We start from the raw sequence: 18484 nt of genomic DNA, 5'->3' as shown, positions 1-18484 counted from the left end.
CTTGCGTTACAAGGAATGGCCGTGCCCGCACTTCGCCTCTCGCGCATCTCCTCGCTCCGGGCCTTTGGACATCCCGGCTACCTCCCGGTCTGGACCGGCTCGCTGGTGTCCAACATCGGCACCTGGATGGAGACGGTGGCGCTCGGCGTCTACGTCACCGAGGTGACGGGCAAGGCCGAGTGGACGGGCGGTGTGGCGGCGCTCTCGTACCTGCCGGGGTTGGTGCTCTCGCCGCTGGGCGGAGCGCTGGCGGACCGCTTTGATCGGCGGACCTATGTGGCGGTGGCCACGCTGGGGCAGATGCTGCTGGCGACGATGCTCACGGTGCTCGCCTTCACCCACCACCTGAGCGTGCCGCTGGTGGCCGTCACCGCGTTCCTCAACGGCTGCTTCAACATGCTCAGCGGCCCGGCCTTCTCCGCGCTGCTCGCCGAGCTCGTGCCCCCGGAGGATCTCCACAGCGCGCTGAGCTTGAGCTCCGCCCAGTTCAACCTGGGGCGCGTCATCGGACCGCTGCTCGCCACGCTGGTGCTGGCCGTGGGTGGAATTGCGTGGGCGCTGCTCATCAACACGCTGTCCTTCGTGGCGGTGCTGGCCGCGCTGTCGAGGCTGCGCACCGCCAAGGACTCGCGTGCGTTCGAGCTCAAGGGCTTGTGGAAGGCGCTGTGGGCGGACATCGCCCGAGGCGTGGAGGTGGCACGCCAGGACGCGGGCATCCGGCTGATGCTGTCGAGCACGCTGGTGGTCGCGGTGCTGGTGGCGCCCTTCATCGGCCTGGTGCCGGTGTTCGCCATCCGCGTGTTCGGGCAGGGGGCCTCGGCCGCGTCGCTGCTGGTGACTTCGCAGGGTGCGGGGGCGGTGGTGGCCGCGGTGGGCGTGGGCATGCTGATCGACGCCTTCGGGCGCAAGCGCGTGCAGGAGGGCGTGATGCTCGCCCTTGGCCCTATCGCCGCGCTGTACTGGCTGTCGCCCACGCTGGTGACGGCCGCGGGGGGCATCTTCTTTCTGGGTGCCAGCTACATGATCTGCCTGACGGGCATCCACACCATCTGCCAGTCGCGGGCGCCTCGGGAGCTGCGAGCGCGGATGAGCAGCCTCTACGGCATGGTGCTCAACGCGGGGTACGCGCTGGGCGTGTGGATGCAGGGCGCGCTGGCGGACCGCGTGGGAGTGCGCTTCATCACCGTCTCGGCCGCGGTGTTCTTCCTGGCGCTGATGCTCTCGCTGCGCCTGCTGCGGCCGCGCAGCTTCGACGCCATCGAGGCGTGAGGCTCGGCGGAGCGGCTTACGCTCCTGGCGGTTGAAGAGCAGCGCGCCGTGTGACGGAGCGGAAGCTTGTCCGGTGGCTACCTCCCATCCGGGCGAGCAGGGGCACGCTTCCTTCGAGGCAGCTTGGTGCGCGATGCCATCGCCCCGAGATTGAACCTCGGGAGGCGCGGGCCCTCCGCGCCCGGAACGAGGAGACCGACCATGAGCAGCCGGAAGTATGACCCTCTCAAGGGTGGCAAGGAGGCCTCCCACAAGCCCCCGTTCGCCAAGGACCGTGTCGAGCGCGGACTCGAGGCCGATGACACCAAGCCCCTCTACGCGGACCAGTCCAAGCATGACACCCGCGAGCAGAAGTTCGCCCTCGACAGCGATGGCCCGGTGGGAGGTGACGTGCCGGACATCCGCAGCCCCATCGACGAGGCGGACGAGCTGGAGCGCGAGCAGCGTGGCCGCGAGGAGGCCGAGGAAGAGAAGAGCTAGCCGCCCGCACAGCGAGCAGCCATGAACGCAGAGCGCCGGAGCCCCGTGGGGAGCTCCGGCGCCTGGAACCACCTCGGTGCGCGGGCCTACTTCTTCTCGGCCTTGCTTGGAGCGGGCGTCCCCGCTCCGGCCACATCCACGGCGATGAGCTTGCCCAGGTTCAGCGTGCCCACCTGCTTCTGGAGGATGTCCGGATCCCCCACGACGATGATCTGCATCGAGCTGGGGTTGAAGTACGCCTCGGCCACGCGCTGCACCTCGGCGGGGGTGGCCTTCTCCAGCCCGGCGATCTGGTGGGCGAACTCATCCATCGGCAGCCGCTTGAAGAAGAGCGTGGCGGCGTTGGCGCCCACCCACTCCACCGTCTCGAAGATGCCGGGGTACGAGCGGATGAGGCCCTCGCGAGCCGCCTCCAGCTCCTTCGAGGTGATGGGCCGGGTCTTGATGTCGTTCAGCTCGTGGATGAACTCGCCCAGCGCGGGGCCCGTCACGTCCGCGCGCACCTGCGAGTAGGCGGTGAGCGGTCCCACGCCCAGGCGCGGATCCGAGCTGGCCCCGGCGCCATAGGTGTAGCCCTTGGCCTCGCGCAGGTTCATGTTCAACCGGCTGCCGAAGAAGCCGCCGAACACCGTGGTGGCCAGCTCCAGCGCCTCTTGATCCGGGTGGTTCGCGGAGATGCCGGGCCGGCCCACCATGATGTACGACTGCTCCAGGCCGGGCTTGTACACCACGAACAGCGAGTCCCTCGGCGGCGCGGGGGGCGCGGGGGGCGGCGGTGCCGGCATCGCCTCGCCCTTCCAGTCCCCGAAGTACTTCTTCGCCCACGCCACGGCCTGCTCCTTGGTGACATCCCCCACCACCACGAGCGCCGCGGTCTTGGGGCCCACGTTCTTCTGGTAGAAGCGCTTCGCGTCCTGCAGCGTGATCTTGTCCACGGTGGCAGGCGTGCCCGACACCGGGTGTCCGTACGGGTGGCTCGCGCCAAAGACGGCCTGGAGGTACGCCTGGTTCGCCAGGAAGCTGGGAGTGCCCAGCCGCCGCACCAGGTCCGCCAGCTGCTGCTTCTTGCGCCGGTCGAAGTCCTTCTGCGCGAAGGTGGGCCTGCGCGCCACGTCCGACAGCAGCGCCAGGGCCTTGTCCGCGTTGCGCGTCAGCACGCGCACGCCCACCACGGCCCCGTCCGGGCTCACCGTCACGGAGGGCGACACGCCCAGATCCGCGAAGGCGTTGTCCAGGGCGATGGTGTCCTTTCCACCCGCGCCCTCGAGCAGCATCTTGTAGGTGAGGTCCGCCAGGCCGCCCTGGCTCGCGGGGTCTTGCGAGCCGCCTTCGGCGAAGGCCACGCCCAGGAAGACGAGCGGCAGCTCGTGGCGCGCGTTCACCAGCACGGTCAAGCCGTTGTCCAGCTTCACCTGCTCGAAGACGGGCAGCACCAGCTCGGGCGCCTTGCCCGGCGCCGGCATCTTCGCGCGGAAGGCCTCGGCGTCCTCGGCCTTGGGCGCTTCGGCCTTGGGTGCCTCGGCCTTGGGCGCCTCGGCTTGGGGAGCGGGAGCAGATTCGGGCTTCGTCTCAGGCTGAGAGGTGGTGGCGCACGAGGCCAGCGCCAGCAGGGAGACAGCGAGGAAGAGGCGGCGCATCACTTGTTCTCCTTCGGGGAGGCGGGGGCGGCCTGCGGCGCCGGCACGGCGTGCAGCACCACGCGCCCGTCCGGACGCAGGTTCTCGTTGGCGTAGCGCTTCACGTCCTCCACGGACACCGCCTGGTAGCGCGCGAGATCCTGCGCCAGGTAGCTCGGCTCGCCGACGAACTGGTTGTAGTTCTGGAGCACGTCCGCCTTGCCGCTGAAGCCGCCCACCGACTCCAGCCCGGAGAGCATCCGCGTGTCATAGCGGGTGCGAGCGCGGTTGAGCTCCTCCTGGGTGATGCCGTTCTTGCGGATGTCCTCCAGCACGGCATCCACCTCTTTTTGCAGCGCCTCGGTGGAGACGCCGGGCCGGGCCACCACCTCGATGGTGAAGGCGGACTGGGCGCCCAGGCTCTGCTGGCTGGCCTCCACGCTCTGGGCGATCTGCTTGTCCAGCACCAGGCGCTTGTAGAGGCGGCTGGCCTTGCCGGTGGCCAGCACCGTGGCCAGCACGTCCGCGGTGGCATCCCCCTCCGTCAGGTAGGGCGGGCTGAGCCAGCCCAGGCTGAGCATGGGCAGCGTGGCCACCTTCTCGTCATGGCGGATCACCTTCTCGCCCGTGAGCTTCACCGGCGCCACCTGGGGCTTCTCCGGCTTGGGGCCGCTGGGCAGGGAGCCGAAGTACTTCTCGATCAGGGCCTTGGTCTTCGCCACGTCGAAGTCTCCGACGACCGCGAGCGTGGCGTTGGAGGGCGCGTACCACTTGCGGAAGAAGTCCTTCACGTCGGCCACGTTGGCCGCGTTCAGGTCCTCCATCGAGCCGATGACCTCCCCGTGGTACGGGTGAGGCAGCGGGAACAGGGCCTGCCAGAACTTCTCCTGGGCCAGGCCGTAGGGAGCCGCCTCGGTGCCCTGGCGGCGCTCGTTCTTCACCACCTCGCGCTGCGTCTCGAGCTTCTCCGGGGTGAGGGTGTCCAGCAGGAAGCCCATCCGGTCGCTCTCCAGCCAGAGCGCGGTCTCCAGGTGGTTGCTGGGCACGGTCTCGAAGTAGTTGGTGCGATCAAAGCTGGTGGTGCCGTTGAGGTCCGTGGCGCCCAGCTGCTCCAGCAGCGAGATGTGCACGTCATCCGCCACGTTCTTGGAGCCCTGGAACATCATGTGCTCGAAGAGGTGGGCGAACCCGGTGCGGCCCGGCGTCTCGTGGTACGCGCCCACGTGGTACCAGATGTTCACCGCGACGATGGGCAGCTTGCGGTCCACGGAGAGGATGACCTCCAGGCCGTTCTTGAGCTTGTACTTCTCATAGGGAATCGCGAGGGACTCGCGGCCCGGCTCCAGCGGCTTCGCCTCCTGGGCGAGCGCGGGCAGACCGAGCGCGAGGATGACAGCGGCGGCGAGGGCTTTCATGCGCGGCGTGAGCCTCCTGTGACTGGGCCTGCGCTTAGCACGTGCTACCCCGCAGGTGGGCAAGGATCACCTCGGGGAAGAACGCCGCGCGTTCGTTGTTGAGCCTTTCTTCCGGCTTCGGGGGCAGGCGTGGGACTGCGGGGAGCGCCGCCGCCGTGAGAGACTGGCGAGCGTGTCCAGCCTCGACGTGCCGCTGGGGCCGCTGGCGCCCCGCTGCGCCACCCACCCGGAAGAAGCCGCCACCGGCACCTGCTCGCGCTGCGGCACCTTCTTCTGTGCCGGCTGCGTGCGGTGGGTGTTCGGCAAGGCGTGGTGCTCGGCGTGCGCGGCCCGCCCGGAGGTGGACTACCTGGAGCGCTTCCGCCTCAAGCTGTGGGGAAGGCGAGATGCCTCCAGCTGGGTGGTGGGTGCCGTGGGGCTGGGGCTCGGGGTGGCCACGGTGCTCGCGGTGGTGGAGCGGCGCACGCCGTGGCCGCTCGCGCTGATCTTCTCGGCGGGCACGGCCGCCAGCATCGCCTTCTTCCTGGGCTGGCGGTGGGCGCGCGAGGTGCTCGTGGGCACCTCGCTGGGCTGCACCCAGGCGTGCTGGGTGTCCGGCTCCCAGGGGTTCGCGGTCCTCTTCCTGTTCCTCGGTGCCGCCGCGATCGTCTACTACTTCGACACGCGCAACCGGCTCTTCTTCCAGCGCCCGGTGTCCGCGGCCCGGCTCCAGCGGCTGTGGCACGTGCGAGAGAACAACCCGAGGGCCCGGGACGCGATGAACCTGGGCCTGGCCGCCTTCTTCTTTCCCCTGTTCGCCCCGCTGGCCGTGCTGGTGGGCATCGTGGCGCTGCGGCGGGTGGATCCTCACGCCATCCCCCCGATTGGCCGCAAGGGACAGGCCCTCTCCGGCATCGCTCTGGGGCTGGGCTCGCTGGTGCTGTGGGGCCTGCTGCTGTGGAGCTACTTCGCGCGGGCCGCGCTCGACATGGGGTGAGCGCTCGGGCTCCGAAAAGACCACAGCCGTGATGCTCCCGGGGGTTGAAGGAGCATCACGGCTGCGAGAAACCACGGGTCGTCCAAGCACTGTCGTCGGGGAACCAGTGCCTGGATGGTGAAACCCCTGTGGCCGACTGCAATCTGCGAAAAAGACCCGCGAAAATGAAATTCGGCCACAAACCTTCGAGGTGGGAGACGGGCGCAGGATGGCTGCCAGGGTAGTTCCGCCCTGAATCCAAAGGTTTCCAGGAGGCAGGTTCGAGGGCGGGAGGGCTCGCTATCCTGGGGCCTTACCGTCCTGGAGGAGCCCATGAGCCTTGTCCGAGCCGCCCTCGCCGCGGTGGTGCTGCTGTCCACGCCAGCCCTGGCGGATCCACCTCGAGCCGAGTCCCAGCGCATCACCCTGGATGTGGTGCGGGCGGACCTCCATGACGTGCTGAGGATGCTGGCGGACAAGGGGGGGCTGAACCTGGTGGTGTCCGACGAGGTGCAGGGCAAGGTGACGCTGAAGCTGCGGGATGTGCCGTGGCGGGAGGCGCTCGACACGGTGCTCGCCTCGAACGGGCTGGGCCAGGAGCGGCGCGGCAACGTGCTGCGCGTGGCGCCGCTGAAGCAGCTGACGGAGGAGGCGCAGTCCCGCGCGAAGCTGAAGCAGGCGCACGAGGAGCTCGCTCCGCTGCATACCTGGCTCATCCCCGTGAACTACGCGCAGGCGGCGGATCTGCTGCCGAAGGTGCAGGCGCAGCTGTCTCCGCGTGGCCGGGCCAGCGTGGACGCGCGCACCAACACGCTCATCATCACGGACGTGGAGCCGGTGACGCTGCCGTAAGGCGGTCCGGCCGCTGCGCTGTGTCGCCTGAGAGGGCCTGGGAGCCCTCTCTCCTTCTCTGCCCCATGGAGCGTGCTGCGGGCTCGTCTTCTGGCCTGGGGCCCCTGGCACCGGACGCGAGGGAGTGCCTCGCTCGGGTGCCTCCAGGTGTGGCGGTGGCCACGCTCTAAAGAGGGGAAATCACGAGGAGGACGATCATGGCGACAGAGCGAGGAGAGAACTTCCCAGACACGGAGACTGAGTCACGTGAGGCCCGGCCGGGCTCGACGCCGGAGGTGCGGGCCCAGCGGAGCGAGTCACGTGCCGCGCAGACCTTTACCTTCTTCCTGAGGGACCTGGAGGCCAAAGGGCTGGACCGGAGACTCGCGGAGCAGGCGATCCAATCGGTGCTGTGCGTGATGGAGCAGCGGCTGATGAGCGACGAGGCCCGGCACATGGAGGCGCAGCTGCCGAGGAAGGTGGTGGCGTTGATGGAGCGCTGCCCGAATCACCAGGGCCGGCCGTACCGGAAGTTCGGGCGGGCGGAGTTCCTGGGGATGGTGTCCGAGGACCTGGGCGTGGACATGCAGGAGGCGGAGCGCATCACCTGCGCGGTGCTGGCGACGGTGCGCGAGCACATCAGCGAGGGCGAGGCGATGGACGTGCTGGGCCAGCTCCCGCGCGATCTGCGCACGCTCTGGGCAGCCACGGACACGCCCCTGGCCGGGCCCCGGACGCGAGGCAGGAGGAGGACGCTGGGCAAGCGCGTGGAAGAGGTGATGACGCGAGAGGTGGAGGTGGTGCACCCCGAGGACACGCTGAGGCACGTGGCGGAGCAGATGCGCACGCTCAACGTGGGAGCCATTCCGGTGTGTGACGGGCAGAGGCTGCAGGGCATCATCACGGACCGGGACATCGTGGTCCGAGCCATCTCCCAGGGGATGGATCCGAGCAGCACGCCCATCTCGCGGGTGATGACGGACGAGGTGGAGTCCATCTTCGCCGACGAGGACGTGGGCCTGGCGGCGCAGCGGATGCAGGAGGAGCAGATCCGCCGGCTGCTGGTGGTGGACCGGGACAAGACGCTGGTGGGCATCCTGTCGTTGGGAGACCTCTCCGAGGCGATGGGAGAGCACGAGGCGGGCCACACGCTGGAGGCCATCTCGGAGCCCTCCCAGCCGATGACGCACTGAGACGGCGGAGAAGGCAGGGGCTCCGGGGCGGGAGTGCTGGAACGCTTCACCCAGTAGCTCTGCTTGTGGACCCGGGCCTCGTAGGTATGGGCGAGGCACCGGGCGGTGCGCTCCGAGGCGAGCACCTCCACGACAAACCCAAGGAACTCAATCGAAACGGCCATCGTCGCGGCAAAGAAACCGTACTGTGCAGGCGTGCAGTAGCATCCAACCGATTCGACTCATGCGGGCCGTAAGTCGCCCCCGGTTCATCAGACCACGCCGGTCTATAGTCGCCGGCGTCAAGAAGTCTGCATATAGGAAGCGGTTGCCGGCATCCCAATCTGGAAGGTGGAACTGACGGGAGGCGCGGTACTGCGTGAGCGCTGCGACTCGTTCCGGAGTGGTGCCGACCACAAGTTCACGGATCGGCAGCAACTGAGTAAACGGTACATCTGCTAGTGCTCGATCCAAGTCACAGCTATTACCGAGGACAAGCCAGTAGCTGACAGCAGGCTCCACGGCAGCAGGTGAGCCCTGCTCATCTAGTAGGGGCAACTCGGTATCCAGAGCCACTACATCGCCCTGGAAAAATGGGGGCGACGTAGCGGGCGCGAGTGGCGCGTAAATCTCTTTAGCGAGCCCTTCACGTGAGCTGATCTTGTGGATGATACCCTGAAGCTCGGTTGCATCGTAAACGGGCGGCCAGCGTTCCCCCATGCTGTGCCCTACTTCCGAGGGAGTAGACGCTTCCTCAAGCTACTTGCCGGCTGCTCGGCAATCCACTCTGACATCAAGCGATCCGCCTCAGGGTCCACAGGCAAGATAGCCAGTGAACGTACCGTTGCCGTCCCTTGGTCCAAGAGCTGCGCCAACGGCCCATTGTTTGGGGAGGGCCACTCATCGGAAGTCAGCAGCACTGAAACGCTCTGCGCAGCTTGATCCCACATCCGCACAATGGCGGGAGGAGCAAAAGCGTCCGACGAAAGCACGCTCGTAGTGAAGGAAGGGGTGAATGCGATCATGGCTGCACCTCCTCATCGAACAACTGGCGACAAGAATCTGTTAACGCCGCCGTAAAAGAGCGTCTGATGGCTTCGTGGGCTGTCGTTTGCCAACGCATGATCGTCTCCAGACGCGGCTCTATCTCCACATTGGACCGAGCATATATGCCCAAAAAGTAGATGGGGCGCTCACCATGTTTTCCCTTGAAAGTCAAGTTTAATACTACTTCCCCCCCATCGAAGACCTCCGATACGACCTGCAGAGCAAAGGGACGATGGATACCCACCGCAGGTACTCGTGGATAGTAGTGAAAATAGGTACTCGCCTCACTAGCGGCAGTCGGGAGTTCGATCTTGTTCAAGTACCGCTGGCCAATCCAGGCTAGTCGGGTTGGTTGGCTAGCACTCAAGTAGGCGCGAACGACGTTCTCTAGCTGGGGAACAACGGACGCGTAGCTTGAGTAACCTGCTAAGAGAACGTTCAGAGCGGCCATCTCCTGGCTGAACTGAACAAGCGAACCCTTATCCTCTGACCAGAGTCGGACTCTCTTGGCTCCCTGAACCGGACTGTGGCTCACACCCCGGGGACCCAGGAGGATATCAACGCCTACTGGTTCGAGCGTCTCCCGTTGCCCCGAAAAAGAGGCCTTCAGATTCTGCTCCAACTGCTGTTCCGAGAGTTGGGACCAGCCTGGCGCATCCCGTACGAAGACTTCGTAGGTGGCTTCTACTAACGGTGGACGGTGATAGCGTTGGAGCACACAAGGTTCTTAGCACCCTTTGCGGCACCTGGTCTTATCGATCGGCGCACATGCGACACCCGGGTCGAGGTTGCTGAGCGTGAGCACCAGTAAGCCAGTATAGCAGGTCAGCAGACTGTCCTGTAGCGCAGGGCACGCCTGATGGCTCTGAAGGTTCGGTTGAACGAACTGCCAGCGCTACCCGCCGCCCAGCTTCGTCTCGAGCTCGTCCAGCTCGCGCTTCACCGTCGCGTCGGTCTCGCGCAGGCCTTCCACCTTGCGCACCGAGGAGATGACCGTGGAGTGATCCTTGTTGAAGCGCGAGGCGATCTCCGGGAACGAGCTCTTCGTGAGCTTGCGGCACAGGTACATGGCCACCTGGCGCGCGTGCGCCAGCGCCTTGTGCCGCCGGTCCTCCTTGAGCGCATCCACCGTCAGCTTGTAGTAGCGCGCCACCTCGCGCTGGATGGCCTCCACGTCCACCACCCGGTTGGCCGGCAGGATGTCCTTGAGCACCTGCGAGGCGAACTCCACCGTCAGCGGCTGCCGCGACAGGCTGTGAATGGCCGACAGCTTCACCAGCGCCCCCTCCAGCTCGCGCACGTTCTTCTGGATGTGCTTGGCGATGAAGTGCGCCACGTCATCCGGCAGCGCCAGCCGCTCGGCCTCCGCCTTCTTCTGGAGGATGGCCACCCGCGTCTCGTAGTTCGGCTCGCGGATGTCCGTAATCAGCCCCATCGTGAACCGGCTGCGCAGCCGCTCCTCGAGCCCCGGAATCTCCGAGGGCAGCGTGTCGCTGGTGAGGACAATCGCCTTGTTCAGCTCGTAGAGCGTGTTGAAGGTGTAGAAGAACTCCTTCTGCGTCTCCTCGCGCTTGCCCAGGAACTGGATGTCGTCGATGAGCAGCACGTCGCACTCCTCGCGGAACTTCCGCCGGAAGTCCGCCATGCGGTGCTCGCGCACGCTCTCCACGTACTCGTTGGTGAACTGCTCGCTGGACAGGTACACCACGCGCTGGTTCGAGTCCTTCTCCCAGATGTGGTTGCCCACCGCGTGCAGCAGGTGGGTCTTCCCCAGCCCCGTGCCCCCATAGATATAGAGGGGGTTGTAGTTATGGCCCGGCCGGTCCGCCACTGCGGAAGCCGCCGCCGCGGGCAGCTGGTTCGAGTCCGACACCACGAACGTGCCGAAGGTGAACCGCACGCTCAGCCGGGGCGGACGGGCTACGTTCACCTTGACTGTCGGTGTGGGCAGCAGGTTCACCGAGGCCGAGGACTCCTCCACCACCTCGTAGGCCACTTTGGCCAACCCGTCCCCTACCCGGACCAGCGTGGCCTCCAGCAGCGCGCGGTAGTGGTCATCCACCCAGTCGCGGAAGAAGCGATCAGGCACGCCCAGCACCAGCGCACCCTCCCGCACATCCAACGCACGCATCCGCTCCAGCCACGTCAGCGCGTACGTCTTCCCCTCCTGCCGGAGGGTATCCAGCGTCCGAGCCCAGATAATTCCGGCACTTGGCGGTGTACTCAGAGCTTCTGCGAGGGCGCTCACACGAGTCTCAGGGGTGCAAAACCGGCTACGCGCCGGGGGCCGACCGTGCTAACAAACGCACAGTGGACGATCAAGCACCCAAGTCAAAGCACCGGAACCCCGATGGTTTCTTGGGCGGTTTCTGATCGGCAACCGACATGCCGCTTCGAGTCGATTGTGGTGGCGGCGGCCCGACCCCCCAGGTCTTGGGGTCACCTGCTTTGGCTTCACTGGGAGTGCGAGGCGTGCAAAAAGGGGTGGGGAGAGGGGCCTGGGCTGATCGGGCGAGCGAGCGGGAAACACGTCCAACGTTGACTTGGGTGGGAGAACGGGTTACGAGCGCCGCCTTTTCCCAGGGCCGCGCCGGATCAGAGGCGCCGCCGGTGTTTCAGGAGTTCAGCCATGGCCAAGGCCAAGCGCACGTATCAGCCGTCGAAGGTGAAGCGCAATCGCACGCACGGGTTCCGCAAGCGCAACAGCACGCGCGCGGGCCGCGAGGTCCTCAAGCGCCGTCGGGCCAAGGGCCGCAAGCGGCTGGTGGTGTCCGCGCCGAAGAAGTAGCCCGAGGGCCACTGGTGACGGCCGCGGGCCCGGGAGCAGAACGCCAGGGTGAAGGTTTCCCCAAGGCCCTGCGCCTGTTGCGCCGCCACGAGTTCCTCCAGGTCCAGGAGGGCGGGCAGAAGTTCTCCGCGGACTGCCTGCTTGCCCTGGTGAAGCGCAACGGCCGGGCCTACACCCGGCTGGGGCTCACCGTGTCCAGCAAGGTAGGCAACGCGGTGGTGCGCGTGCGGCTGCGGCGCCTGCTGCGCGAGCTGTTTCGCAAGCGGCGCGGGCAATGGCCCGCCGGGCTGGACGTGGTGCTGGTGGTGCGCGCTTCGGCCAAAGCGGTGTCCTTCGCCGAAATGGCTCGGGCCTTCGAGGGTGTTACCCGCAAGCTGCAGCGGCAGTTTCCCCCCACGCCGGGAGGGGCCTCTTCATGAGCCCGCTCGCTTTCCTCGTCGCCCTGCCCATTCGTTTCTACCGGCGGCTCATCGGGCCGCTGCTGCCGAAGGTGTGCCGTTTCCACCCCTCGTGCTCCACGTATGCGCTCCAGGCGTTGGAGAAGCACGGCGGCCTCAAGGGCTCCTGGCTCACCGTGCGGCGCCTGCTGCGGTGTCACCCCTTCCACCCCGGCGGCCTCGATCCGGTGCCTTGAGCGCCCAGGCCGCCCTGTCCAGCCCTCTCCCTCGCGAGAGGGGACCTTATGAACCTTCCCCCTGACGATCCTCTCTCGCCCGACTCGAACGACTCGCAGAAGCGGCTGCTGATAGCGCTCGGCCTGTCCTTCGCGGCCGTCACCTTCTACATGCTCGTGCTGGCACCCTCGCAGCAGCCGCAGGCCACGGCCGCCGCGGACGCGGGTGTCACGGCGGATGCGGGTGTGGCCGCGGTGGCGCCGCCGCCTCCCGGTGGCACTCCGGCCCCGGAGCTGGCCGCCCCGAGCGCGCCCCAGGAGCAGCAGGCGCCGGTGCGCACGGTGGAGCGCACGCGCCAGGAGTCCGTGTACACCTTCTCCACCGAGGGCGCGGGGCTGACCTCCGTGGAGCTGCTGGGCCCGAAGATGCGCGAGCAGCAGCGGCTCTCGGCGCAGGAGGGCTTCAAGAAGCTGTTCGGCGCGGAGCTGCCGCCGCCGCCGCAGATGAACCTGGCCAGGCCCGTGGCGGGCCAGCCGCTGCCGCTGTCGCTCACCATCGACGGGCCGGCGCCGCTGCCGGCCAACACGCACTGGACGGCGGCCGAGACGGGCCAGGACAGCGCGGTCTTCACCGCGCGCCGCGGCCCGTGGGAGGTGACCAAGACGCTGCAGTGGCCGCACGCGGGCTTCGAGCTGGCGTACACGGTGCAGGTGAAGAACACCTCCGCCCAGGCTGTCACGGGCGAGCTGCAGCTGCACCACAGCCGCGCCATTGATCCCAACTTCGAGCACGCGCCCTCGTTCTTCGGCGGGGTGGGCAACCAGAGCCGCGCGGCGTGCCACGTGGAGGAGAAGCTGCACAAGCTGGCGCCCAGCGACGAGCCGCCGCAGACCCTCCAAGGGCCGGTGCACTACTTCGGCATTGATCAGCAGTACTTCCTGTCCATGCTCTACCCGCTGGAGGGGCCTCGCGTGGGCCGCTGCGTGCTGACGGCGACGCCGACGGTGCGCGAGGTGATGGCGGGCTTCCCGCTCACGGTGGGCCCGGGCGAGACGGTGACGCTGCGCTTCGGCGGCTGGCTGGGCCCGAAGGATCCGGATCTGCTCAAGCCGCTGCCCGGCCCCGAGGTGCTGAGCAGCGCGGGGATGGCGGCGGCGGCGTGGCATCCCACCGTGGAGAAGACGGTGGACTTCGGCATGTGGGAGCTGATCTGCAAGGTGCTCCTGTTCTTCATGAAGAAGTTCCACGGCGTGGTCGGCAACTGGGGCGTGGCCATCATCCTGCTCACGGTGCTGGTGAAGCTGGTGCTGCTGCCGCTCACCTACAAGTCCATGGTGGGCATGGAGGCGGTGAAGCAGCTCCAGCCGAAGATGGACGAGATCCGCAAGAAGTACGCGGACGACCGCGAGAAGATGAACATGGAGGTGATGAAGCTGTACCAGCAGGCCAAGGTGAACCCGCTGGGCGGCTGCCTCCCCATGTTGATCCAGATGCCGGTGTGGATCGCCCTGTTCACCTCGCTGCGCAACAGCTTCGACATCTACTGGGAGCCCTTCGTGGGGCCGGTGTGGACCGACCTGACGTACAAGGACCCCACCTACCTGCTGCCCCTGGCGCTGGGCGTGTCGATGATCATCACCCAGCGCATGCAGCCGCAGATGATGGATGCGGCCCAGGCGCGGATGATGATCTGGATCATGCCCATCATCTTCACCGCGACGCTGCTGAACTACCCGGCGGGCTTGTCGCTCTACATCTTCACCAACAACCTGCTGTCGATCGCTCAGCAGTACGGGTTGAAGAAGTGGCTGGCGCACCAGAAGCTCAAGAGCGGGGCAGTGCCAGTGGAGTCCGGGGGAGGCAAACGCAAGTGACCGAGCAGGCCCTACCGCAGCAGCAGCCCCCCGGCGGTTCCGGCGCGGGCGGTGACACCCGGGGCCGCGTGGAGCGGCTCCTCACCGACATCCTCGGGCTGATGGGCTACCCGGCGCGGCTGGAGTTCCAGGATGCCTCGGATGGCAGCCTCGCCGTGGCCCTCCACTTCGAGGCGGGTGCGCCTCCGGGAGTGGAGAACGGCAAGCGCAGCCAGGTGGTGGACTCGCTCCAGTTCCTGCTCAACAAGATGCTCCACCGTCCGGGCCTCGAGCGGCGGTGGGTGCTGCTGGGCGCCGGCGTCTTACCCGAGCCCCGGCCGCGCAAGGAGCCGCAGCCTCCCGCGCCTGCCCCCGCCGCGAGCGCCGCCCCCGCGCCGCGCCCGCCTGCTCCTCCCAAGGCTCAGGCGCCCGCGCCCGCGCCTGCTCCCGCGAACGCGAAGGCGGCCCGGGCCCCCGCGCCCGCGGCGGCTCCTCCGGCTCGGCGCACCGACTCGGACGAGCGCACGGTGGAGGTGAGCGAGGACGCGGTGCTCAAGGAGGCTGCTCGACAGCTGGCCGGGAAGTCGGCCTCGCTGGGGCGCTTCTACGCCATCGCTGCTATGAAACTGGAGGACCGGGCGCGTGTCTTGAAAGCAGTGGAGGGCGTGACGGGCGTCGCGGTGGCGGGCGAGGGCGAGGGCCGGTGCCGGCGGGTGGTGTTCACCCCGGACAAGCCGGCGCCGCTGCCTCGGAAGCTCCTGCTGCCGGATGATGACGAGGACGACTTCGAGGGCTGAGCCCCCATCGCTCGGCCTTCAGGAGAGGATATGGGCAAGGCGAAGTCTCTCAAGGACAAGCTGTACGGCGCGGCGGTGCTGAAGATGAGCTTCCGCCTGCGGGGGGATGAAGACTCGCCAGCCTTCCGCTTCGTCTACCCGGGCGTGCTCAGAGACTTGGAGCTCGAGGACACGGCGGTGGAGAAGTACATCCAGGAGAACCGCGAGGCCGTGGAGAAGGCCGCTCGCGGCTCCAGCCCCGCTCCTGGCATCCGGTGAGCGGTTCCACGATTGCCGCCCTGGCCACGGCTCCAGCTGCCGGGGCGGTGGGCATCCTCCGGCTGTCCGGGCCCGCGGCGCTCGAGGTGGGCCGCAAGCTGGCCCCTGGCATCCCCGCCGAGCCCACGCCTCGCCACGCGTACCTGACCGCCTTCGTGGACTCCGAGGGCCGGACGCTGGATGAGGGCCTGTTCCTCTACTTTCGCGCGCCCCACTCGTTCACGGGCGAGGACGTGGTGGAGCTCCAGGCCCATGGTGGCCCGCGCCTGCTGCAGCTGTTGCTCGGGCGCGTGCTGGAGGACGAGCGGGTCCGCCCCGCGCGTCCCGGTGAGTTCACCCGCCGCGCCTTCCTCCTGGGCCGGTTGGATCTGACACGAGCCGAGGCTGTGGCGGATCTGGTGGCCGCGGACTCGGAGGCGGCAGTGCGCGCCGCGGCGGCGGGGCTGTCCGGGGCGCTCTCGGGGCGAGTGCGAGCCTTGGAGGAGCCCCTGCGCCAGCTCCATGCGGACCTGGAGGGCGTGCTCAACTTCCCGGACGAGGCGGAGGGGGCCGACGCGGAGGCCCAGGCTCGTGTGGCGGCGCTGCGAGCCCAGGCGCAGGTGTTCCTGGACGAGGCCGGGCGCGGAAGGCTGGTGCGCCGGGGAGCGCGGGTGGTGCTCTACGGGCCGGTGAACGCGGGCAAGTCCACCCTCTTCAACCGGCTGGTGGGCGAGGCGCGGGCGCTCGTGGACGATGAGCCCGGCACCACGCGCGATGTGCTCGAGGCCCGCGTCGAGTGGGATGGGCTGGCCCTCACGCTGTTGGACACCGCTGGGCTGAGAGACACTCCAGGCCGCGTGGAGGCGCTCGGCATTGCTCGGACGCGGGAGGCCCTGGCCGCCGCGGATCTGGCTGTCCTCGTGTTGCCTCCGGACGTCGCGGCCTCCGAGACGGAAGCGTGGACCCGCGAGGCCGGCGCCACGCCCCTGCTGCACGTGGCCGGCAAGTGCGACGTGAGCGCCTCCTCCAGCTCCCGGGGGCCGGATCAGCTCCGCGTGAGCGGCCTGACGGGAGAGGGCATCGAAGCGCTGCGCACCACGGTCCTCTCCCGGCTCTGGGGAGGAGGAACGCCCTCGGCCGTTGCGCTCGTCTCCGAGCGGCATGCCGACGCGCTGCGCCGCGCCTGCGAGGCCCTCGCGCGAGCCGAGCAGGCCAGCCGCGTCTCCACCCTGGAGGTCGTCTCCGGCGAGGTGGGGCTGGCCCTCGAGGCGCTCGGCGAGGTGTCCGGCACCCACGTCTCCGAGGCGCTCCTGGACGCCATCTTCCAGCGCTTCTGCATTGGCAAATAGCCCACTTACCGGGGCCGCCGGGCGATGTCAGACCGCTCCCTAAGATGCGTCACCGTTCAGCCCGCCGCACGGGAGAAAACGGTGACGGAAACCCGCATTGATCAGGCGACGTACTCGGTCCTCAACGCGCTACCCCTGGGATGGGTGGGCGAGATCGTCGAAGACGAGCTCGTCGCCTCGCCTCGGCCCCTGGCCGCCCAGACGCGCGCCGCCTTCATGCTGGGCGTGGAGCTGGGAGAGCAGCTGGATCACCGCCGCGGAGGCAATGGCCGCTGGTGCTTCCTGCGCGCGCCCGAGCTGCACCTGGGCCGCGACGTGATGGTGCCGGAGCTTGCCGGCTGGCGGCGTGAGCGCGTGGCCGCTCCCCCCGAGCCCAGCGCCCCGTTCCTCACCCTCACCCCTGACTGGGTGTGCGAGGTCGTCTCTCCGGTGACGGTCGCGCTGGACCGCATCCGCAAGCTGCCGCTGTACGCCCAGCACGGTGTGTCCCACGCCTGGTTCATTGATCCGGAGGCGCGCACGCTCGAGGTGTTCCACCGCGTCAAGCGCGGCTGGCTCTTCGCCGCCTCCTACGAGGGAGATGCCCTGGTCCGCGCGGATCCGTTCCCCGGCGTGACGCTCAACCTGGGCTCGCTCTGGCTGCCCGTGGAGCTGGAAGCCCCGCTGGCGCTCGCGGCGGGGCGATAGGGCTGGGAGGCTCAGCTCGCTCGCAGGTAGGGCTCGCTGCCCAGGCGCAGCAGCCGGCGCACCGCGCGCACCAGCAGCTCCGGATCCACCGGCGCCGCCAGGAAGCCCAGAGCGCCCACCGCCTGGGAGCGCTTCAGCTCCTGCTCCGGCGCCTTGCCCGCCACCAGCAGCCGCGCATTCACGCGCTGGCCCAGGGCCTCCACGGACGGCAGCGGTGACACCACCACGATGTCTCCCGTTGCGCCCTGGACCTCGGCGGCGCCCACCACTCGCGCGGCGATCCCCGCCGTGCTCAGCGCGCGCACCAGGCCCTCGCTCGCATCGGCTCCCCAGCCGTAGATGAACACTCGGGCCAGGGCCGCCGAGAACTTCGTTGGCGCCGGCTCCAGCGGCGTGAGCAACGGAAGCCCATCCTGCTCGAACGAGCTCCCCTGCCCCCGCGCATCGTCCTCGAACAGCTCGTGCTCGATGACCACGTCCTCGATCATGCAGTTGGCCATGAAGTGCATGACCTCATCGGCATCCGGCAGCGCCAGCGCGGGCTGGGCCTCGGGCACCGGCGTCCAGTAGTTCTCTCCGCGGTAGAGCCGGCCGATGGCGCGCTGGAGCGCCGCGTCCGTGGCGAGCCTCGGAACCACCCGCCCCTTGCCCGACACGCTCTTGACCACGTCCAGCGCGTCCAGGTTCGCCGGCGCCGCGATGGCCACCACGAGCACCGAGTCGCGCGGGCCTTCCAGCCGCAGCGGCACCACCCGGTAGGACTCGGCCACCTTCAGGGGCACCAGCCGCGCCAGCCGCGGATCCATCGGCTGCGAGTCCAGGTTCACCGCGGGGATGCCCGTCTGCTCCTCCAGCGCGGAGAACACCTGCTCGGCGCCGGCAAAACCTTGATCCACCACCACCTGACCCAGCGGCAGCCCCCACTGGCGCTGGAACGCCAGCGCCGATTGCAGCTGCAACGAGTCCACCATCCCACGCGCCAGCAGAATGTCTCCCAGTCGCTTCTTCATGGTCCGTACCTCTCTGCCGCCCCCCAGGCGGTTCCATGGTGGGCAGCCTGGCTGCTGGGTAAGCAGCCCTGGCTGAGTGTGACCAAGACTCTTACAGGACCCTCGTCCGCCCGTCTTCTTCCCAGGCGCCAGAATGTTCCGCATTGGCGCCACAACCCCGCGATTTCCCTGGATTTTTCACCCGACTGTCCGAGAAGGCCGACTGTCCGGGGTTCAATACGGGCTCCTCCCCGGCAGCCCTCTCTTCTCCCGGGGATTCGTTGGAGTACCAGGGTAAGTGGTAGTGCGAACCCCTCGTGCCCATCTTCGCCGCGTGTACGAGGCGTCTCTAGAAGAGGTGCTCCGGTGCCTTCGGGAAGAGGTC

At 68.2% G+C, this 18484-nt stretch carries 19 protein-coding genes; 13 read left to right on the top strand and 6 right to left on the bottom strand.

Annotation, left to right across the window (positions count from 1 at the left end; translation table 11 throughout):
* The first annotated feature begins 21 nt into the window (after nt 1-21).
* Together ACJ8AT_RS22470 and ACJ8AT_RS22465 are read left to right on the top strand one after the other, a co-directional pair.
* Entirely contained in the window at nt 22-1269 is a 1248-nt protein-coding gene (locus ACJ8AT_RS22470; RefSeq protein WP_407739850.1) for an MFS transporter, read from the top strand.
* A 201-nt stretch (nt 1270-1470) separates the two neighbouring features.
* Complete coding sequence (locus tag ACJ8AT_RS22465; RefSeq protein ID WP_407739849.1) at nt 1471-1749, top strand: hypothetical protein; 279 nt, start codon at nt 1471-1473, stop codon at nt 1747-1749.
* An 86-nt stretch (nt 1750-1835) separates the two neighbouring features.
* Here ACJ8AT_RS22465 and ACJ8AT_RS22460 read toward each other — a convergent pair whose 3' ends face one another.
* Together ACJ8AT_RS22460 and ACJ8AT_RS22455 are read right to left on the bottom strand one after the other, a co-directional pair.
* Nucleotides 1836-3386 carry an insulinase family protein gene (locus ACJ8AT_RS22460; RefSeq protein WP_407739848.1) on the bottom strand — a complete coding sequence of 517 codons (1551 nt, stop codon included), beginning with the start codon at nt 3384-3386 and terminating at the stop codon, nt 1836-1838.
* Complete coding sequence (locus ACJ8AT_RS22455) at nt 3386-4780, bottom strand: M16 family metallopeptidase (RefSeq protein ID WP_407739847.1); 1395 nt, start codon at nt 4778-4780, stop codon at nt 3386-3388. The genes ACJ8AT_RS22460 and ACJ8AT_RS22455 overlap by 1 nt, the downstream gene beginning before the upstream one ends.
* Nucleotides 4781-4952: 172 nt before the next feature.
* Here ACJ8AT_RS22455 and ACJ8AT_RS22450 point away from each other — a divergent pair, with 172 nt between their 5' ends.
* The 3 genes from ACJ8AT_RS22450 to ACJ8AT_RS22440 all read left to right on the top strand — a co-directional run bounded on the left by ACJ8AT_RS22450 (nt 4953) and on the right by ACJ8AT_RS22440 (nt 7759).
* Complete coding sequence (locus tag ACJ8AT_RS22450; protein WP_407739846.1) at nt 4953-5756, top strand: hypothetical protein; 804 nt, start codon at nt 4953-4955, stop codon at nt 5754-5756.
* A gap of 312 nt (nt 5757-6068) precedes the next feature.
* Nucleotides 6069-6587 carry a secretin and TonB N-terminal domain-containing protein gene (locus ACJ8AT_RS22445; protein ID WP_407739845.1) on the top strand — a complete coding sequence of 173 codons (519 nt, stop codon included), beginning with the start codon at nt 6069-6071 and terminating at the stop codon, nt 6585-6587.
* A gap of 197 nt (nt 6588-6784) precedes the next feature.
* Nucleotides 6785-7759: a DUF2267 domain-containing protein gene (locus ACJ8AT_RS22440; protein ID WP_407739844.1), complete on the top strand. Its 975-nt coding sequence runs from the start codon at nt 6785-6787 to the stop codon at nt 7757-7759.
* 147 nt (nt 7760-7906) lie between these two features.
* On the opposite strand, the gene ACJ8AT_RS22435 is transcribed toward ACJ8AT_RS22440, so the two are convergent.
* The 3 genes from ACJ8AT_RS22435 to dnaA form a co-directional block, all read right to left on the bottom strand.
* Nucleotides 7907-8458: a hypothetical protein gene (locus tag ACJ8AT_RS22435; protein WP_407739843.1), complete on the bottom strand. Its 552-nt coding sequence runs from the start codon at nt 8456-8458 to the stop codon at nt 7907-7909.
* Between the two features lie 301 nt (nt 8459-8759).
* Nucleotides 8760-9503 (bottom strand): TIGR04255 family protein, encoded by a 744-nt coding sequence (locus tag ACJ8AT_RS22430; RefSeq protein WP_407739842.1) that lies wholly within the window; start codon nt 9501-9503, stop codon nt 8760-8762.
* Between the two features lie 177 nt (nt 9504-9680).
* Nucleotides 9681-11033 carry a chromosomal replication initiator protein DnaA gene (gene dnaA / locus ACJ8AT_RS22425; protein WP_407739841.1) on the bottom strand — a complete coding sequence of 451 codons (1353 nt, stop codon included), beginning with the start codon at nt 11031-11033 and terminating at the stop codon, nt 9681-9683.
* A gap of 381 nt (nt 11034-11414) precedes the next feature.
* Here dnaA and rpmH point away from each other — a divergent pair, with 381 nt between their 5' ends.
* From rpmH to ACJ8AT_RS22385, 8 genes are read left to right on the top strand one after another with little or no spacing between them, the layout of a single operon-like run.
* On the top strand, nt 11415-11573 hold the full coding sequence (gene rpmH, locus ACJ8AT_RS22420) for a 50S ribosomal protein L34 (RefSeq protein ID WP_044189417.1): 159 nt from the start codon (nt 11415-11417) through the stop codon (nt 11571-11573).
* 14 nt (nt 11574-11587) lie between these two features.
* Nucleotides 11588-11992: a ribonuclease P protein component gene (rnpA, locus tag ACJ8AT_RS22415; protein WP_407739840.1), complete on the top strand. Its 405-nt coding sequence runs from the start codon at nt 11588-11590 to the stop codon at nt 11990-11992.
* Nucleotides 11989-12207, top strand: a complete 219-nt coding sequence (gene yidD, locus ACJ8AT_RS22410) for a membrane protein insertion efficiency factor YidD (protein WP_407739839.1) — start codon at nt 11989-11991, stop codon at nt 12205-12207. Before rnpA ends, yidD begins: the two co-directional genes overlap by 4 nt.
* Nucleotides 12208-12255: 48 nt before the next feature.
* Nucleotides 12256-14061, top strand: coding sequence for a membrane protein insertase YidC (gene yidC / locus ACJ8AT_RS22405; protein ID WP_407739838.1), 1806 nt, complete (start codon nt 12256-12258; stop codon nt 14059-14061).
* Entirely contained in the window at nt 14058-14837 is a 780-nt protein-coding gene (locus tag ACJ8AT_RS22400; protein WP_407739837.1) for a hypothetical protein, read from the top strand. Before yidC ends, ACJ8AT_RS22400 begins: the two co-directional genes overlap by 4 nt.
* 30 nt (nt 14838-14867) lie before the next feature.
* Nucleotides 14868-15095: a hypothetical protein gene (locus tag ACJ8AT_RS22395; RefSeq protein ID WP_407739836.1), complete on the top strand. Its 228-nt coding sequence runs from the start codon at nt 14868-14870 to the stop codon at nt 15093-15095.
* On the top strand, nt 15092-16423 hold the full coding sequence (mnmE, locus tag ACJ8AT_RS22390; RefSeq protein WP_407739835.1) for a tRNA uridine-5-carboxymethylaminomethyl(34) synthesis GTPase MnmE: 1332 nt from the start codon (nt 15092-15094) through the stop codon (nt 16421-16423). The genes ACJ8AT_RS22395 and mnmE overlap by 4 nt, the downstream gene beginning before the upstream one ends.
* 24 nt (nt 16424-16447) lie before the next feature.
* Nucleotides 16448-17110: a Uma2 family endonuclease gene (locus ACJ8AT_RS22385; RefSeq protein WP_407739834.1), complete on the top strand. Its 663-nt coding sequence runs from the start codon at nt 16448-16450 to the stop codon at nt 17108-17110.
* An 11-nt stretch (nt 17111-17121) separates the two neighbouring features.
* On the opposite strand, the gene ACJ8AT_RS22380 is transcribed toward ACJ8AT_RS22385, so the two are convergent.
* The gene (locus ACJ8AT_RS22380; protein ID WP_407739833.1) at nt 17122-18120 is read right to left on the bottom strand and encodes a hypothetical protein; all 999 of its coding nucleotides are present in this window, start codon (nt 18118-18120) and stop codon (nt 17122-17124) included.
* Between the last annotated feature and the right edge of the window lie 364 nt (nt 18121-18484).

It is taken from the genome of Hyalangium sp., from assembly GCF_045802625.1.
In the GTDB taxonomy this organism is placed as follows: domain Bacteria; phylum Myxococcota; class Myxococcia; order Myxococcales; family Myxococcaceae; genus Hyalangium.
Note: the sequence above shows the minus strand (reverse complement) of the source record. Positions and strands in the feature narration are given on the sequence as shown.

What these genes read in the sequence shown, in the direction of transcription:
- ACJ8AT_RS22445 (WP_407739845.1), top strand. Translation starts at nt 6,069, where the DNA reads ATGAGCCTTGTCCGAGCCGCCCTCGCCGCGGTGGTGCTGCTGTCCACG.
- rpmH (WP_044189417.1), top strand. Translation starts at nt 11,415, where the DNA reads ATGGCCAAGGCCAAGCGCACGTATCAGCCGTCGAAGGTGAAGCGCAAT.
- yidC (WP_407739838.1), top strand. Translation starts at nt 12,256, where the DNA reads ATGAACCTTCCCCCTGACGATCCTCTCTCGCCCGACTCGAACGACTCG.
- ACJ8AT_RS22460 (WP_407739848.1), bottom strand. Translation starts at nt 3,386, where the DNA reads ATGCGCCGCCTCTTCCTCGCTGTCTCCCTGCTGGCGCTGGCCTCGTGC.
- ACJ8AT_RS22380 (WP_407739833.1), bottom strand. Translation starts at nt 18,120, where the DNA reads ATGAAGAAGCGACTGGGAGACATTCTGCTGGCGCGTGGGATGGTGGAC.
- ACJ8AT_RS22395 (WP_407739836.1), top strand. Translation starts at nt 14,868, where the DNA reads ATGGGCAAGGCGAAGTCTCTCAAGGACAAGCTGTACGGCGCGGCGGTG.
- ACJ8AT_RS22455 (WP_407739847.1), bottom strand. Translation starts at nt 4,780, where the DNA reads ATGAAAGCCCTCGCCGCCGCTGTCATCCTCGCGCTCGGTCTGCCCGCG.
- ACJ8AT_RS22385 (WP_407739834.1), top strand. Translation starts at nt 16,448, where the DNA reads ATGTCAGACCGCTCCCTAAGATGCGTCACCGTTCAGCCCGCCGCACGG.
- ACJ8AT_RS22465 (WP_407739849.1), top strand. Translation starts at nt 1,471, where the DNA reads ATGAGCAGCCGGAAGTATGACCCTCTCAAGGGTGGCAAGGAGGCCTCC.
- yidD (WP_407739839.1), top strand. Translation starts at nt 11,989, where the DNA reads ATGAGCCCGCTCGCTTTCCTCGTCGCCCTGCCCATTCGTTTCTACCGG.
- ACJ8AT_RS22435 (WP_407739843.1), bottom strand. Translation starts at nt 8,458, where the DNA reads ATGGGGGAACGCTGGCCGCCCGTTTACGATGCAACCGAGCTTCAGGGT.
- ACJ8AT_RS22440 (WP_407739844.1), top strand. Translation starts at nt 6,785, where the DNA reads ATGGCGACAGAGCGAGGAGAGAACTTCCCAGACACGGAGACTGAGTCA.